Consider the following 15,414-nt stretch of genomic DNA (forward strand, 5'->3'; position numbering starts at 1 on the left):
GGTATCTGACATGAATAACCAGGAATTTCATCAGCGCAGACTTTCTGCCACCCCGCGCGGCGTAGGCGTAATGTGTGATTTCTTCGCCCGCACGGCGGAGAATGCCACGCTTACCGACGTGGAAGGCAACGACTATATTGATTTCGCCGCCGGGATCGCGGTACTGAATACCGGCCATCGTCACCCTGAACTGGTGGCCGCAGTGGAAAAACAGCTTCACCAGTTCACCCATACGGCCTATCAGATTGTGCCGTATGAAAACTACGTTTCATTGGCCGAAAAGCTTAACGAGCTGGCCCCGGTGCAGAGCCCGGCCAAGACGGCGTTCTTCACAACGGGCGCGGAAGCGGTGGAAAATGCCATTAAAATCGCCCGGGCCCACACCGGCAGACCGGGTGTGATTGCCTTCGGGGGAGGCTTTCACGGCCGAACCTATATGACCATGGCGTTAACCGGCAAGGTCGCGCCCTATAAGCTGGGATTTGGCCCCTTCCCGGGGTCGGTTTATCACGTGCCGTATCCCTCCGAGCTCCACGGCATCACAACGCAGGATGCCATCACGGCGATTGAGCGCCTGTTCAAAGCAGATATTGAGGCGAAACAGGTGGCGGCGATTATTTTTGAACCCATTCAGGGTGAAGGCGGATTCAACGTCGCCCCGCCTGAACTGGTGGCCGCCATCCGCCGTATCTGCGATGAGCACGGGATCGTGATGATTGCCGACGAAGTGCAGAGCGGCTTCGCCCGTACGGGTAAACTGTTTGCCATGGAACACTACGCGGACAAGCCCGACCTGATGACGATGGCTAAAAGCCTGGCAGGCGGAATGCCGCTGTCCGGCGTGGTGGGCCGCGCCGGGATCATGGACGCGCCGGCGCCCGGTGGTCTGGGGGGAACCTATGCAGGCAACCCACTTGCGGTGGCCGCCGCGCACGCGGTGCTGAATATTATCGACAGCGAGTCACTGTGCGCGCGCGCCCGTCATCTGGGCGAACGACTGACAGCCACGCTGGAGGAGATTCAGGGCAGCTATCCTGCGCTCGTGGCGATAAGGGGCAGAGGATCGATGATTGCGGCGGAGTTTTTTGATCCCGAGAGCCGCGAACCTTCGGCCGCCATCGCGCAGGCGATCCAGCAAAAGGCGCTCGCCCAGGGCCTGCTGTTGTTGATCTGCGGCCAGTACGGCAACGTGATCCGCTTCCTTTATCCGCTGACCATTCCGGATGCCCAGTTCACCCAGGCGCTGGCGATCTTGCAACAGGTTATGCGTGATAAGGACTAAGTGCCCACCGAAAACCGTCTGCCGGAATGCCGGCGACGGTTTCAACGGAGGAGATCGGCATTGATTTCCTCCGTGTGGGAAATGTTGGGGAATTTGATCTGTTTCATTGTATGCTCCCTGAAACACATCCCTGACAAGAGGAAATAAGAATTGCAAAAAACATCTGCCTATCAGTCACTTGTGAAAACCTTCCAGCGCCTCTCCCGCTTCTCGCACCTCTCCTCCATCGCCAGCTGGGACATGTTCACCATGATGCCGCCGGGCGGCAGCGCCGCGCGCGGTGAAGCACTCGCGGAGATGAGCGTCCTGCAGCACCAGATCCTGACCGATAAAAAAGTCGGCGACCTGTTAGCGGCGGCGGCAGGTGAAGATCTGAATGATGTCGAACAGGCCAATCTGCGCGAAATGACGCGCCACTACCAGCAGGCTACCCTGCTGCCGGAATCGCTGGTGGAAGCCAAATCCCTGGCAGGCAGCAGGTGTGAACACGCCTGGCGTACTCAGCGCCCCGCCAATGACTGGCAGGGTTTTTCTGCCAACCTGAAAGAGGTGGTCAAACTCAGCCGCGAAGAGGCTCGCCTGCGGTCTGAAGCCAAAGGCTGTACGCCTTACGACGCGCTGCTGGACATTTTTGAACCCGACATGACCAGCGCGCGTCTGGACGTTCTGTTCGGCGATATGAAGTCCTGGCTACCGGAGCTGCTGGCAAACGTGGTGGAAAAACAGGCTCAGCGGTCGTTTATTCCCCCGCAGGGCCCCTTCCCGACCGCAACCCAGCGTGAGCTGGGCCTGGAAGCTATGAAGATGCTCGGCTTCGATTTTAACGGCGGCCGCCTGGACGTCAGCGCGCACCCGTTCTGCGGCGGCGTCCCGGAAGATGTACGCATCACCACGCGCTATGACGAAGATGAGCTGCTCAGCGCGCTGTTTGGCGTGATCCACGAAACCGGACACGCCCGCTACGAACAAAACCTGCCGCGCGCGTGGGCCGGACAGCCGATTGCCCTGGCGCGCTCAACCGCGATCCATGAGTCACAGAGCCTGTTCTTTGAAATGCAGCTGGGGCGTAGCGAAGCCTTCCTCAAACATCTCCTCCCAGCGGTACACGCCCGCTTTGGCAGCCAGGCGGCGTTCAGCGAAGAGAACTTTATTGCCTGGAACCAGCGCGTGAAGCCTGGCTATATCCGCGTCGATGCGGACGAAGTGAGCTACCCGGCCCACGTGGTGCTGCGCTATGAGATTGAGCGCGCGCTGATCAACGGCGAGATAGAGGTGGACGATATCCCCGCGCTGTGGGATGAGAAAATGCAGGCCTGGCTCGGGCTATCCACCAAAGACAACTACCGCAACGGCTGTATGCAGGATATCCACTGGACCGACGGCGGTTTTGGCTATTTCCCGTCATACACGCTTGGCGCTATGTATGCCGCGCAGCTGTTCCATGCCGCCAGAACCGCACTGCCGGGTCTGCAGGCTTCCATCGCCGAAGGTGATTTTTCCGCACTCTTTGAGTGGCTGCGTCAGAACATCTGGCAGCACGGTAGCCGCTTCAGCACGTCGCAGTTAATCACCCAGGCGACGGGCGAGGATCTGAATATCCGTTACTTCCGCGAACATCTGACCTCACGTTATCTTTAATCCCTCTGCCGGAGCCTGCTCCGGCACTCTTCTCCCCCTTTTCAATAAGAATATGATTTAGCACATGTTGTCATGATTGCGTCGGGTGTATGAATGCGTGTCCTTCCGACACAATTAGACTGCCATCAGGTCAGGATTAAAAAAATAAAGGGATGAATGATGAAAGGCATAATGAAAACGATGTTAGCCATTCTGTGTGCGACCAGTTTAAGTACTTTCGCAGCCACGGATAATACCCCGCAAGACGCGTTCAACGATATTACCCGCTCTCTTGCAGACCTCCAGCCCATCACGTTTCAGGCTCCTGCTGAAAAATATAAGCTGCTGGTGTTTATTGATAATCAGTGCATTTACTGCAGCAACGTAGTGAAAAACGTTAAGCAATATACGGATGCCGGTTTGACGATGTCGTTTGTGACCGTTGCGCCCAACGCCATTCGCGACTCGGTAATTGAGGATATGGGGCGCGTCTGGTGTTCAACCGATAAGGTCAAAAGCCTGCAACAAGCGATGGCGGGATTTTTACCGGATAACGACACCACCACAGCCTGCTCCGATCTGATCGCGCGGCAATCTGCTCTGGCAGAACGTTTGGGCATTAGCATCACCCCGGTAATGGTGGTGATCGAGCCTGAATCACGGACGATTATAGGCAGTCAGTCTCCGGCGGCTATTCTGGCCACACTTAACAAATAACAGAGCCCCGTACGAGCAGCTGCGTTTGGCCTGTTCGTACACTTTTCTCCCCGCTGTACATTCCGTTACACGCCGATACCAATCACTCACGGAAACCTCGAATTTACAGGGATATAGTTATTTCAACGGCCCCGCAGTGGGGTTAAATGAAAAACCAAATTCGAGGGTATGAGAATGAATAAAGTATTAGCTCTGGTTGTTGCCGCTGCTATGGGTCTGTCTTCTGCTGCATTTGCTGCTGACACTACCGCAACTGCTGCACCGGCTGCCGCGCCTGCTGCAACCACCACCGCTGCGCCAGCAAAAGCGGTTCACCATAAGAAACATCACAAAGCTGCAGCGAAAAAAGAAGCCGCTGCACCAGCAACCGCAGCACCAACCGAGCAGAAAGCTCAGGCTGCCAAAAAGCACCACAAAAAAGCCGCTAAACCAGCGGTAGAACAGAAAGCGCAGGCTGCTAAAAAGCACCACAAAAAAGCAACCAAACCAGCTGTAGAACAGAAAGCGCAGGCTGCTAAAAAGCACCACAAAAAAGCAACCAAACCAGCTGTAGAACAGAAAGCTCAGGCTGCTAAAAAGCATCACAAAAAAGCAGTAAAACACGAAGCTGCTAAACCAGCTGCACAGCCAGCTGCGTAAGAGTACAAGCTTAACCGTGCCCTTCGGGGCACGTTGGTAAACCGGCGCTGAACCGGAACAGGTTCCGCGCCGTTTTTTTATTTCCGGAGGGCGTATGCTGCGACGCTATCGGTTTGAGCTGATTCTGATCCTGCTTATTTTATGCGCGCTCATCGCCAGCCATTTTTATCTTTCCTGATTGTAGCACGCTGATTTTACTCCCACTTTAGCGCTGTCCCGTCTATAGTATTTTCATAGGGTTCACTTTTAATAATCATAATTACCCCCACCAGAGTGTGATATGCGTAAATCTGTTGTGTTGTTACTGGGAACGTTTGGTCTTTTTTCTGGATTCTCACATGCGGATGATGGCGGTGATGACACCATTAGCGCGAAAGAGCTAAAGACGCTTTTTTTCGGTCATGACGATCGTACGCGCGTCGCCGATCCCACCCAGGCCCCCTGGGATGCTATAGGTCAACTGGAAACCGCCAGCGGTAACTTATGCACCGCGACGCTGATCACCCCGCAGCTTGCCCTGACGGCAGGCCACTGCTTGTTAACGCCGCCAAACGGCAAGCCGGATAAAGCGGTTGCCTTGCGGTTTGTGTCGCAAAAAGGGACCTGGCGCTATGAAATCCACGGCATTGAAGGACGGGTCGATCCGTCTCTCGGCAAACGCCTGAAGCCGGATGGCGACGGCTGGATAGTGCCACCGGCGGCCGCCTCGTGGGATTTTGGCCTGATCGTTTTACGCTACCCGCCTTCGGGCATTACGCCACTGCCGTTATTTGACGGCGACAAAGCCGCCCTCACCGCCGCGCTGAAAGCCGCCGACCGAAAGGTGACGCAGTCAGGCTATCCTGTCGATCATCTGGATACGCTTTATACGCACAGCGACTGTATTGTGACGGGCTGGGCGCAAAACAGCGTGCTTTCGCATCAGTGCGATACGTTGCCGGGTGACAGCGGTTCGCCGCTGATGCTGAAAACCGACAATGGCTGGCAGTTGATTGGTGTCCAGAGCTCTGCGCCGGCGGCAAAAGACCGGTGGCGCGCCGATAACCGGGCCCTGTCCGTTACCGGTTTCCGCGACCAGCTGGAAGCGCTGGCGCAGCAGTAAATCAGCAACGTCTGACCTTACGTAACGCTTTGATTGACTCAATCGGCATAGGCTGGCTGAACCAGAAACCCTGCAGTTGATCGCAGCCAGCCAGCCGCAGCAGTTTCATTTGCTTCTCTGTTTCCACCCCTTCTGCCACCACCGCCATGCCCAGCGCATTGGCGATCCGCACCGTACCGCTCACCAGCGCAGCCGCCTGTTCATCGTGGTCCACCAGCCCGGCCAGGGATTTATCGATCTTGATGGTGTCGAAGTTAAAACGCCGCAAATAGCCAATGCTGGAATAGCCGGTACCAAAGTCATCCAGCGCCACCGCGGTGCCCAGCGCTTTAAGATTGGCTATCGCCATGCGGGCACGCTCCGGATTCTCCAGCACATAGCTCTCCGTGACCTCAAGCTGTAGCCGGTGGGCCGGGAAACGGGTGCTCTCCAGCACGCTGGCCACTTTTTCTTCGAAGGCAGGATCGCGAAACTGCGCGGGAGAGATATTAACGGAGAGCTTTAATTCACCGTACGGCTGCAGATCCTCACAGGCCCGCTGCAGCACAAACTGACCCAGTTTGTATATCAGACCGCTGGTCTCCGCAATGGCGATAAAGGTATCCGGACCCAGCGGCCCCTCCGGGCGACGCGGCCAGCGGACCAGCGCTTCGACGCTGCTCATTGTCTGGCTGCGGGCGTCAATAATCGGCTGATACCAGACCTCAAACTCATCGCGCTCCAGGCCGTCACGAATCTGATTTTCAATCGCCAGCTTGCGTTCCCGGACGCTGTTAAGCTCCGCGTCGTAGTGGGTGATACGCCCTTTCCCGCTCATTTTAGCGTGATACATGGCAATATCGGCGCGGCGAAACAGTTCCGAGCTGTTGCATTCCGTCAGGGTTCCGCTGGCGATACCGATGCTGGCACCGATATGGATTGTGCGTTCCCCCAGCAGAACCGGGGTGGTGAGAAAATCCAGCACGGAAACGGCAAAGGCGGTAGCCTGCGCCTCTGCGTCATCACCGCCGATGGTCATGGCGAACTCATCCCCGCCCAAGCGCGCCAGCATCCCGCCGGGCGGCACGCGTTCATTCAGCGTTTTCGCTATCGCCACGATGAGATCGTCACCGACGCTGTGGCCGTAGATGTCATTCACATCCTTAAAGCCATCGAGATCGATAAACACCACGCTTTTGACGTCGGTATCACCGCGTAAACGCACCCGATCCAGCGCCTCGATGAGCGCACGCCGGTTAGGCAAATGGCTTAGCCAGTCCGTTCTTGCAACCAGACGCGCCTGGCTTTCGCCGCGCGCGAGTTTGTACAGCCCCACGCTGCTCACCAGAATGAAAAGCAGGATCAGCGCCGACGCCAGCACCACAATCTGCCTGATATCAGAAGATGCCGCCCGGGCGGCCTGCGCGCCCGGAAGCCGCGCCTGCCAGTTCAGAAATCCGACCAACTCCCCTGCGGCACTGTGCAGCGGCATACTGCGCTCGTTAATTTTGTCTGGAGTAAAATTGAGGTTATCGATCTGAAAAGTGCCGCCCAGGTCAGATAAGATTTTGGCGTTCAGATGGCGGGTAATCACCAGATAGCGGCGGGTTCCGTCGTGGACCTGTAACCTGCCGACCATCGGGCGAATCAGCCCAATGCCGACAAAGGCCACGCCGGTGCGCGTCTGGCTGATCCCCGCATAGATATTTTTTTCACCCACGAGCGCGCGCCCGTGCTGGTCGATAAGCGCTTTGAGGCCTTTGCCAAAGAAATCGAGGTTTTTTTCGTTAAAGGGCCGGCTTTGAAACGATCCCCAGAGGACGTTGAAATGCTCATCCAGTACGAAGGTGCCGTCATAGAGGTTATTGATTTTAAAGCCGGCACCCCAGGTGTTGTACAGCCAGTCGGTATCGAGCGTGGGACGGTAGGCCTCCCGCACCGCATCGTCCCAGACGGCGTTATCAAGGACCAGAGAAGAGACGCGGTTAACCGAGGTCTGAATGGCCCCCTGCACGGAAAGCGCCGTGCGGTGTTCATCAATTTCGTTGGTTTTGGTGCTGATAAGATGCAGGGAAAGATAGAGCAGTGCGACGATGGAGATGATTAAGCCGATCCCCGCCATGAAGACCATGGCAAACAACGTTCTCGCATTGGGAATATTGCGCCAGCTTAATGTGTGATACATCAGCCATCCTCTTCATGTTTTGCTTTTCTAAGCGTAATACAGGCAGCGAATTTCGCTGCCTGTAAATCATGGCGAGAGGTCTGTCAGGCGAGTTTTATCATGATCATGCCGGCAAGCAGCAGGATGAGGCCCATCCAGCCCTTGTTGTTTAAGCGCTGGCCGAAGAGCACCCAGCCTGCGGCCAGCGTGGCGGCGATACCAAAACCGCCCCACAGCGCATAGGCCACCGACAGATCGATCCCTTTTACGGCCTGGGACAGGGCGCTGAACGCCCCCAGAACCGCGGCAATCGACATCAGGCCGTACAGTTTACGGCGAAAACCATCCGAGAATTTCAGCAGAACGTTCGCCAGGATTTCCAGCACGATGGCGAGCCCCAGCCAGGCCGCATGAACCCATTCAAACTGTTGCATGGTTCTGCTCCTTCTGCTGTTTGCCAGGCTTACGGGTACCCGATTTAATCAGCACAATACCCGCGACCAGCGTCGTTAATCCGGCGACCTTCATTGTTGTTAATGTTTCGTCAAATATCAGCACGCTGAACAGCGTAATCAACAAAATACCGATCCCTTCCCACAGTGCATACGCGACGCCCAGCGCAATTTTTTTCACCGCAAACGAGAGGAAAATATAAGAAAGCGAAATCATCACCAGCATCAAAATAAAACCGGTGTTGCCATCGCTGACGCTTGCCCACTTCATAGACAGCGTGCCGGTAATTTCAGCGATAATTGCCAGCGCTAATAGGATCCAGTAAAACATGTTTTTCTCCTGCTTGAGAATATAATCCATCGTGGCCCGCTGCGTGCAGCAAACCAAAAAATACGAATTGAAATCAGACAGCTAAGCGCTTAGCGCCAGCTCAGGCAGAAGAAATGACTATAGTGCGGTGCGCCAGTGTTGCTCACCAGAAAGCAGGCAGAAGGAGGTGGAGTATACAGCGGTATTGTTTGAAGAGTACGTCCTGAACATATTGTCCATAAAATTACAATTATCCGCGTTGTTGCTTCTCGTCTTTGCGGATGAAAATTGTCCTCAGTAGTTAAACACACCAGATTTGTACCATAAGCCAGGATTTTACTCAAAGTCTTTGCAATTCTTTACCCATCCCGTTTGATTTTGGTTAGTTTATTGCAATGCCTTTCACCTTTATTATAAATATAAAGAAAATTTCGGAGTCACCATGGCTAAACCCATTATTACCCTGAACGGGTTAAAAATTGTCATCATGCTGGGCATGCTGGTGATCATACTGACAGGCGTTCGTTTTGCCGCCGACATTATTGTGCCTTTTATTCTGGCCCTGTTTGTTGCGGTGATCCTTAACCCGCTGGTACAGCGCATGACGCGCCTGCGCATCCCGCGCGTGCTGGCCATCACGCTGCTTATCAGCATCATTATTGTGGCGATGGTCTTGCTGGTGGCGTATCTGGGGACCTCGCTCAATGAGCTGGCGCGAACGCTGCCGAAATACCGCTCTTCGCTGGCGATACCGCTGCTCCAGCTGGAACCCTGGCTGCAGCGCGCGGGTATCGAAGTCTCGGTTGAGGAGCTCCTGAAATATATCGACCCCAACGCGGCCATGACGATCGTCACCAGCCTGCTGGCGCAGCTTTCCAATGCCATGACCTCCATTTTCCTGCTGTTTTTAACGGTGGTGTTCATGCTGCTGGAGGTGCCGCAGCTGCCGGCAAAGCTGCAGCAGATGATGGTCCGTCCGGTTGAAGGCATGGGAGCGATTCAACGCGCGCTGGACAGCGTCTCCCGCTATCTGGTGCTGAAAACGGCGATTAGCCTGGTCACGGGCGGCGTCGTCTGGATGATGCTTCTGGCGCTGGACGTTCGCTTTGCGTTTGTCTGGGGGTTACTGGCGTTTGCGCTTAACTACATTCCCAACATCGGCTCCGTGCTGGCGGCGATCCCCCCTATCCTTCAGGTGCTGGTTTTCAGCGGGCTTTATGACGCGCTGATCCTGCTGGCCGGCTATCTGGTCATCAACCTGGTGTTCGGCAACATTCTTGAGCCACGCATGATGGGACGAGGGCTGGGACTCTCCACGCTGGTGGTCTTTTTGTCCCTGATTTTCTGGGGCTGGCTGCTCGGGCCCGTTGGGATGCTGCTCTCCGTCCCGCTGACCATTATCGTCAAGATTGGCCTTGAACAGACGGCGGGCGGGCAAACCATCGCCGTGCTGCTGAGCGATATGAGCCACAAATAGCGGTCAGTCCGCCATCGACAGGAGGGGCTTGCGGGTCCTTCCCCCTTCGCGATACGTACCGATCGCCCTCCGCCATTCCGCCAGTGGATACACCGTAACGTCGCTGTACCCGCTGGCGGGCAAATTAAGCCAGATGCGGTCAAACTCCGCGCGCCACGCCTCAGCGCTGAGCGCATCCAGACCGTTTCGGATATGGAACCACGCCACGCGCGGCGCGGGCCGTTGCTGTCTGAACGTTTGCCCGGAGAGCAGCCCGTAGCAGACAAACATGCCCTGCTCGGGCATCACGCTGAGGATCGCTTCCGCAAGCGGCCCGCCGGTGGCATCGTAGACGACGTCGGTACGTGCGGCGACGGCGCCAATCCGCTGCGCGTCATGCTGCGCGACGGGAATGATCCCCATTGCCTCCAGCCGTTCAGCGTGAACGGCGGAACGGTGAATTCCGTACACCGCTTCCGCTCCCGCCTGACGCGCCCACTGCCCCAGCAGAATGGCGCAATCCGACCCGGCAGCCGTCAGCAGCACCCGCTTACCCTGAGGCGGATAGCGGGTAAGCATCATCTGCGCCGCCAGCGGGTTGATATAGGCCCGCGCGGCCAGACGTGCGTCAACAGCGTCCGGAACGGAGATGGCGTACTCTGCCGGGCAATCAACATAGCGCTGCCAGGTGCCTTGACCGCGCAGCGGCAGGACGCGTTTACCCAGCAGATGCGCAAACGACGCGGGCGCGTCGGTGACAACGCCGACACCTTCATACCCCGCTACCGCCGGTAGCGGGGTTCGGTGGCGGTAGGCGCCGGTGATGGGAATGAGATCGGACGCGTTCACCGGAGAAAACAGCATTTGCACGCGAAGATGACCCGGCGCAAGCGCCCCCAGCGGCGCGGTTTCAGGTTGCAGAACGGTTTCTGGCTCGCCAAAACGGCGATACCGGAGGGCCAGATTTTCCATTACGATCTCACGGCTGATAGCGGAACGACTACTCGCGCCAGCCCATTGCCGGTGCGACATGTTTGAGAATAGACTCAATCACGTGCGCATTATAATCCACACCCAGCTGGTTCGGCACGGTCAGTAATAACGTATCGGCTTCGGCGATCGCGTCGTCCTTTTTCAGCTGTTCGATCAGCTTGTCCGGCTCCGCCGCATAGCTGCGTCCGAAGATGGCGCGCGTTTTCTCATCGAGGTAGCCCACGCTATCGCTGTCGTTGCGGCTGGCACCGAAATACATCCGGTCGCGGTCGTCCATCAGCGCAAAAATACTGCGGCTGACCGACACCCGCGGCTGGCGCGTATGCCCTGCCTCTTTCCAGGCCTGACGGTACGCGCGGATCTGTTTTGCCTGCTGAATATGGAACGGCTCGCCGGTTTCATCGTCCTTCAGGGTTGAGCTTTGCAGGTTCATTCCGAGCTTTGCGGCCCATACGGCCGTCGCATTTGAACCGGCGCCCCACCAGATACGCTCGCGCAGCCCTTCAGAATACGGCTCCAGGCGCAGCAGCCCCGGCGGATTCGGGAACATAGGCTGTGGGTTAGGTTTGGCAAACCCTTCACCGCGCAGCACCTCAAGCAGCACCTCGGTATGACGGCGCGCCATATCCGATTCGTCTTCCCCTTCCTGCGGGACATAGCCGAAATGACGCCAGCCATCAATGACCTGCTCCGGCGAGCCGCGGCTGATGCCAAGCTGCAGACGACCGCCGGAAATCAGATCCGCCGCGCCCGCATCTTCGGCCATGTACATCGGATTTTCATAGCGCATATCAATCACGCCGGTACCGATTTCGATGGTTTTCGTTTTTGCGCCTATTGCCGCCAGCAGAGGGAACGGCGAGCTAAGCTGTCGGGCAAAGTGGTGCACGCGGAAATACGCGCCGTCTGCCCCCAGCTCTTCAGCCGCCACGGCTAAATCGATGGACTGCAGCAGCGTGTCTGCCGCCGAGCGCGTGCCGGACTGCGGTGAAGGCGTCCAGTGGCCAAAGGATAAAAACCCGATCTTTTTCATAACCCTGTGTCCTGATAATGCTTTGCGTTGTACCTACTTTACGCATTACCGGGTGAGAATAAATGGCGTTTATTTAACGGAAAGCATCAAATAAATTGACAGAATAGCGTGGTTCGTCATTCCGCCTCATAATGGGATATAATATCCCCCACTTTTTTCATGGCAGGTAAAACCGGCAATGGCTCTGATCCCTAAAAACTACGCGCGGCTGGAAAGCGGCTATCGCGAGAAGGCATTAAAAATCTATCCCTGGGTCTGCGGACGCTGCTCGCGGGAGTTCGTCTATTCCAATCTGCGTGAATTGACGGTTCACCATATCGATCACGACCATACCAACAACCCGGAAGATGGCAGCAACTGGGAGCTGTTGTGCCTGTTTTGCCACGACCACGAGCATTCGAAATACACCGAAGCGGATCAGTACGGCACCACCGTGGTCGCAGGGGAAGACGCGCAAAAAGACGTGGGCGTCGCCACGTTTAACCCGTTTGCCGATTTAAAAGCGATGATGGATAAGAAGAAATAATCTTTCACCGCCCGTACCTGCCGTATGGGCGGCTCAGGAAAGGATAAAGGCCATGGACACCCTCCGCTGCTACTGGGATATGTTTTATACCGCCTACGGTTTACTTTTCACGAGAATACTTAGCCTCATACTTCTGGTCTGGCTGTGCCATGATATTCTGCGCCGCCCAGGGAAAAACGCTGCTGATGCCGCTGGCCCGATCGCAGAAGCCGATGCCCGGGAGCGGTATCAATGGCGTTTTCAGCTCTGATCATTGCGAACCGTACAACTCCTCTGCCTGCTCTCACTTTTCTGGATGCTTATTAAGGGACTCTTTGCCTGATCCTTTCCTGGTTAAAATGTCCAGGTGATAGCGGCGGTTGCAGACCCTTCATTACGCCGCATCACGATCGGGCTGTCATTCGCACGATCGCCCAGCCAGGTATAGTCCGCGCTCAGCACCGTCCCCCAGTGGGCATCGAACTGATGGCTCCAGGTCAGACTGGTGTCGACGCTGTAAAATCCACCCGGCGCAGAATAGCGGCGATAGCCGGTTCGGCGGCTCTGCTGCTCGCTGACCCCATACCAGGTATTCAGATAACGGCCGTCGCCAAACAGAGCAGCAGACTGAAAGGCGACCGTGTCCTGGTTATTTTGTACCGGGATCAGCGTAACGGAAGCCTGATAGCTTGCCCCCTGGCTGTCCGTTAACGGCAGCGTCGCTTTGCCTTCCACACTCAGCCAGGGCGCGGCCTGCCAGCCCACGGCAAGGCCGGTATTCAGGGTGGCATCGATGTCCCCCATCCCTTTCAGATTGTTTGCGCCCTCACGCCAGCCAGAATTTTTCTCAGCCCTTCCGAAGTCGTAGCCCAGCGAGTGTTCGAAATACCAGCCGCTGTCGTTTTGCAGGTCATATCCCACCCCTTTTTGCGCATCAATAAAGAAAGCGCCTTTACGACCCTGCAGCACCGGAACCACCTGCCACACCTGCTTGTCTGAGCCTGAGTAACGCGGGGCATACTGCCCCCCAAGCCCGACGGTGAGGGAATCGGACGCGGCGCCATCATCCGCCTGCACGCCGGAACTCACGGCCATCAGAAGCGGGACGGACATATACAGGACTTTTTTTATCGCTATCATACTGCTCTCCATACGGACGCTGGCGCCTCCTGATACGGGGGCGGCCACACAACGTTGGCGCAGTATGATTTGGCTGAATCAATGAATCGTCGGGATAGTGTTAAGAAATGGTCAAGGTGAACGGATGTTGTCCAGAAGAGTGCTGATTATTGAAGATGACGCCGATGCGGCTGGCGTGCTCGAGGCCTATTTACGGCGAGAAAATTACGACGTGACCATTACCGGGGACGGTCATTCCGGGCTGGATATGGCGCAGCGGTGGAAGCCCGACCTCATCCTGCTGGACGTGATGCTGCCGGGGCTTAACGGCACCGAGGTGCTGGCAGGCCTGCGTCGTAAAAGCGACGTGCCGGTGATCATGGTCACGGCCATGGGGGATACCCCCGACCGTATTGGCGCCCTGCGGTACGGTGCCGATGATTACGTTGTGAAACCTTATCATCCGGGAGAAGTGGTGGCTCGGGTGCAGGCGGTGCTGCGGCGCAGCAGTAAAAAAGAGACGGACGAAGCAATCCTTCGCTGGCAAACGCTGGAGGTGGACGTGGCCGCCATTGTGGCGAGCGTGGATAACGGCGGCGACGCGCCCGTGATGCTCGATCTTACGCCAACGGAATTCTCGCTTCTGGCAACGCTGCTGCGTTCTCCTGCGCACCCGTTTTCCCGTCAGTATTTACTGGAGCACTGTTTGCCGGAAAGCGAGGCGCTGGAGCGCGTGGTGGACACCCATATTTATAACCTGCGTAAAAAACTGGAAGCGGCGGGGATCTCCGGCGTGCTGATCAACGTTCGCGGCGTGGGTTACAGGTTCAGACAGCCATGATTAAAAATCAGCACTCCTCTCTGTGGCGCTGGATTTGCGCGCGTATCCTGGCGCTGGCTATCGGCAGCGTGATCGTCATTGCCACCTGCATGTGGCTGCGCTATGCGGTTCAGAACTACTGGATAATGGGCAGGATGCCAGCGGCGGTCCGCCAGGAGTTTCTGACGCTCAGCCAGAACCCGCAGGCCAATCCGGCCCGCTTCCACTCGATTGTGGACACCTGGTGGGGCCTGAGCTATTCCACGCCGTCTATCGCCTCAGCCGACTGGGCTACGGTGGCCCTGCTGGTGCTGGTGATGATCCCGTTTATTGTGGTGATGGGGCTCAAACACGCCCGGCCGCTTGCGCTGCAGTTCAGCCGCCTTCGCGATGCGGCAAAGGATGTCGCCGACGGGCAGTTTGGCCGCCAGGCGGAACTTATCAAGAATGCGCCGGCTGAAATGGTCAGCTTTGCGACCGACTTTAACTCCATGACGGGGCAACTCGCCCGCTATGAAAAAGAGCTCCGCGCCTCGCACGTCGCGATGGCGCACGAGCTGCGCTCGCCCCTGACGGCCGCCATCGGGCGTCTGCAGGGCATGTTAGACGGCGTGTTTGATGCCAGCCCGGCGCAGCTGGGCATGGTGATGAAACAGCTCCAGCACCTCAACCGCCTCACCGATGAGCTTCACCTTCTGTCGCTCGCCGACGCGGGTAACCTCGTGCTGGAGGACCAGCCGTTTTGTCTCGATGAGCTGATTCAGGAGCGGGCTGCCTGGATCATGCCCGAGGCTGATGCGCATCATTTCCGGATAACGCTTCGCAACCCGCGCACCTGTCCCTTCAGAGGCGATGCGTTCCGTCTGGGCCAGGTTGTTACCATCCTCATGGAAAATGCGCTACGTTACGGACGCGATGGCGGCCATCTTGAGGTGGCGCTGCACTACGCCAGCGGTCATTACACCCTCGAATTTACCGATGACGGGCCGGGGGTATCGCCTCAGTTCCTACCGGAAATGTTTAAACGCTTTAGCCGCGAGGAGCAGTCCCGCGCGCGGCATTCCGGCGGCAGCGGCCTCGGCTTGTCCATCGCCCGGGCGATTTGTCAGGCGCATGGGGGTGAGATTAGCGCGTCGTTACCGGAAAGCGGCGGCCTTGCCGTGCGCATTTTATTGCCCTGGCACCCGTCCGGTAATGAAAATCTCCACTCTTGATAAAGCCTTGAC

At 57.0% G+C, this 15,414-nt stretch carries 16 protein-coding genes and 1 pseudogene; 10 read left to right on the top strand and 7 right to left on the bottom strand.

Annotated elements, in window-relative coordinates; all coding sequences use genetic code 11:
• Nucleotides 1–10 precede the first annotated feature (10 nt).
• The 5 genes from puuE to P346_RS18220 all read left to right on the top strand — a co-directional run bounded on the left by puuE (nucleotide 11) and on the right by P346_RS18220 (nucleotide 5,357).
• The gene (gene puuE / locus P346_RS18235; RefSeq protein WP_032657602.1) at nucleotides 11–1,282 is read left to right on the top strand and encodes a 4-aminobutyrate transaminase; all 1,272 of its coding nucleotides are present in this window, start codon (nucleotides 11–13) and stop codon (nucleotides 1,280–1,282) included.
• A gap of 150 nt (nucleotides 1,283–1,432) precedes the next feature.
• A complete protein-coding gene (locus P346_RS18230; protein ID WP_032657604.1) occupies nucleotides 1,433–2,920 on the top strand; it encodes a carboxypeptidase M32 in 1,488 nt (495 codons plus the stop codon).
• Nucleotides 2,921–3,091: 171 nt separating this feature from the next.
• Nucleotides 3,092–3,616 carry a thioredoxin fold domain-containing protein gene (locus tag P346_RS18225; RefSeq protein ID WP_233456511.1) on the top strand — a complete coding sequence of 175 codons (525 nt, stop codon included), beginning with the start codon at nucleotides 3,092–3,094 and terminating at the stop codon, nucleotides 3,614–3,616.
• Nucleotides 3,617–3,790: 174 nt separating this feature from the next.
• Nucleotides 3,791–4,255: an acid resistance repetitive basic protein Asr gene (asr, locus tag P346_RS0121425; RefSeq protein ID WP_032657610.1), complete on the top strand. Its 465-nt coding sequence runs from the start codon at nucleotides 3,791–3,793 to the stop codon at nucleotides 4,253–4,255.
• Between the two features lie 280 nt (nucleotides 4,256–4,535).
• Nucleotides 4,536–5,357, top strand: coding sequence for a trypsin-like serine peptidase (locus tag P346_RS18220; RefSeq protein WP_032657612.1), 822 nt, complete (start codon nucleotides 4,536–4,538; stop codon nucleotides 5,355–5,357).
• Nucleotide 5,358: 1 nt separating this feature from the next.
• Here the strand turns inward: P346_RS18220 and P346_RS18215 are convergent, their stop codons facing one another.
• The 4 genes and pseudogenes from P346_RS18215 to P346_RS23705 form a co-directional block, all read right to left on the bottom strand.
• Nucleotides 5,359–7,521, bottom strand: coding sequence for a bifunctional diguanylate cyclase/phosphodiesterase (locus P346_RS18215; protein WP_032657614.1), 2,163 nt, complete (start codon nucleotides 7,519–7,521; stop codon nucleotides 5,359–5,361).
• An 83-nt stretch (nucleotides 7,522–7,604) separates the two neighbouring features.
• Nucleotides 7,605–7,934: a multidrug/spermidine efflux SMR transporter subunit MdtI gene (gene mdtI, locus P346_RS18210; RefSeq protein ID WP_024909144.1), complete on the bottom strand. Its 330-nt coding sequence runs from the start codon at nucleotides 7,932–7,934 to the stop codon at nucleotides 7,605–7,607.
• A complete protein-coding gene (gene mdtJ / locus P346_RS18205) occupies nucleotides 7,921–8,283 on the bottom strand; it encodes a multidrug/spermidine efflux SMR transporter subunit MdtJ (RefSeq protein WP_029739354.1) in 363 nt (120 codons plus the stop codon). Before mdtJ ends, mdtI begins: the two co-directional genes overlap by 14 nt.
• A gap of 117 nt (nucleotides 8,284–8,400) precedes the next feature.
• Nucleotides 8,401–8,571: pseudogene (locus P346_RS23705) on the bottom strand (protein YdgV).
• A 133-nt stretch (nucleotides 8,572–8,704) separates the two neighbouring features.
• On the opposite strand from P346_RS23705, the gene P346_RS18200 reads away from it, so the two are divergent.
• Nucleotides 8,705–9,739, top strand: coding sequence for an AI-2E family transporter (locus P346_RS18200; RefSeq protein ID WP_032657616.1), 1,035 nt, complete (start codon nucleotides 8,705–8,707; stop codon nucleotides 9,737–9,739).
• A gap of 3 nt (nucleotides 9,740–9,742) precedes the next feature.
• Here the strand turns inward: P346_RS18200 and P346_RS18195 are convergent, their stop codons facing one another.
• Both P346_RS18195 and P346_RS18190 read right to left on the bottom strand, forming a co-directional pair.
• Nucleotides 9,743–10,690, bottom strand: coding sequence for a zinc-dependent alcohol dehydrogenase family protein (locus tag P346_RS18195; protein WP_032657619.1), 948 nt, complete (start codon nucleotides 10,688–10,690; stop codon nucleotides 9,743–9,745).
• Nucleotides 10,691–10,718: 28 nt separating this feature from the next.
• On the bottom strand, nucleotides 10,719–11,744 hold the full coding sequence (locus P346_RS18190; protein ID WP_032657621.1) for an LLM class flavin-dependent oxidoreductase: 1,026 nt from the start codon (nucleotides 11,742–11,744) through the stop codon (nucleotides 10,719–10,721).
• 178 nt (nucleotides 11,745–11,922) lie between these two features.
• Between P346_RS18190 and yajD the strand changes: the two genes are divergently transcribed.
• On the top strand, nucleotides 11,923–12,270 hold the full coding sequence (yajD, locus tag P346_RS18185; protein WP_003857471.1) for an HNH nuclease YajD: 348 nt from the start codon (nucleotides 11,923–11,925) through the stop codon (nucleotides 12,268–12,270).
• A gap of 52 nt (nucleotides 12,271–12,322) precedes the next feature.
• Entirely contained in the window at nucleotides 12,323–12,520 is a 198-nt protein-coding gene (locus tag P346_RS0121430; protein WP_233456510.1) for a hypothetical protein, read from the top strand.
• 83 nt (nucleotides 12,521–12,603) lie between these two features.
• On the opposite strand, the gene P346_RS18180 is transcribed toward P346_RS0121430, so the two are convergent.
• Entirely contained in the window at nucleotides 12,604–13,389 is a 786-nt protein-coding gene (locus P346_RS18180; protein ID WP_032657623.1) for a MipA/OmpV family protein, read from the bottom strand.
• 124 nt (nucleotides 13,390–13,513) lie between these two features.
• Here P346_RS18180 and P346_RS18175 point away from each other — a divergent pair, with 124 nt between their 5' ends.
• Together P346_RS18175 and P346_RS18170 are read left to right on the top strand one after the other, a co-directional pair.
• Entirely contained in the window at nucleotides 13,514–14,209 is a 696-nt protein-coding gene (locus tag P346_RS18175) for a response regulator (protein WP_029739347.1), read from the top strand.
• A complete protein-coding gene (locus P346_RS18170) occupies nucleotides 14,206–15,402 on the top strand; it encodes a sensor histidine kinase (RefSeq protein WP_032657626.1) in 1,197 nt (398 codons plus the stop codon). The genes P346_RS18175 and P346_RS18170 overlap by 4 nt, the downstream gene beginning before the upstream one ends.
• Nucleotides 15,403–15,414: the final 12 nt, after the last annotated feature.

Origin of the sequence: Enterobacter sp. DC1 (genome assembly GCF_000568075.1) — a bacterium.
Taxonomy (GTDB): domain Bacteria; phylum Pseudomonadota; class Gammaproteobacteria; order Enterobacterales; family Enterobacteriaceae; genus Enterobacter; species Enterobacter asburiae.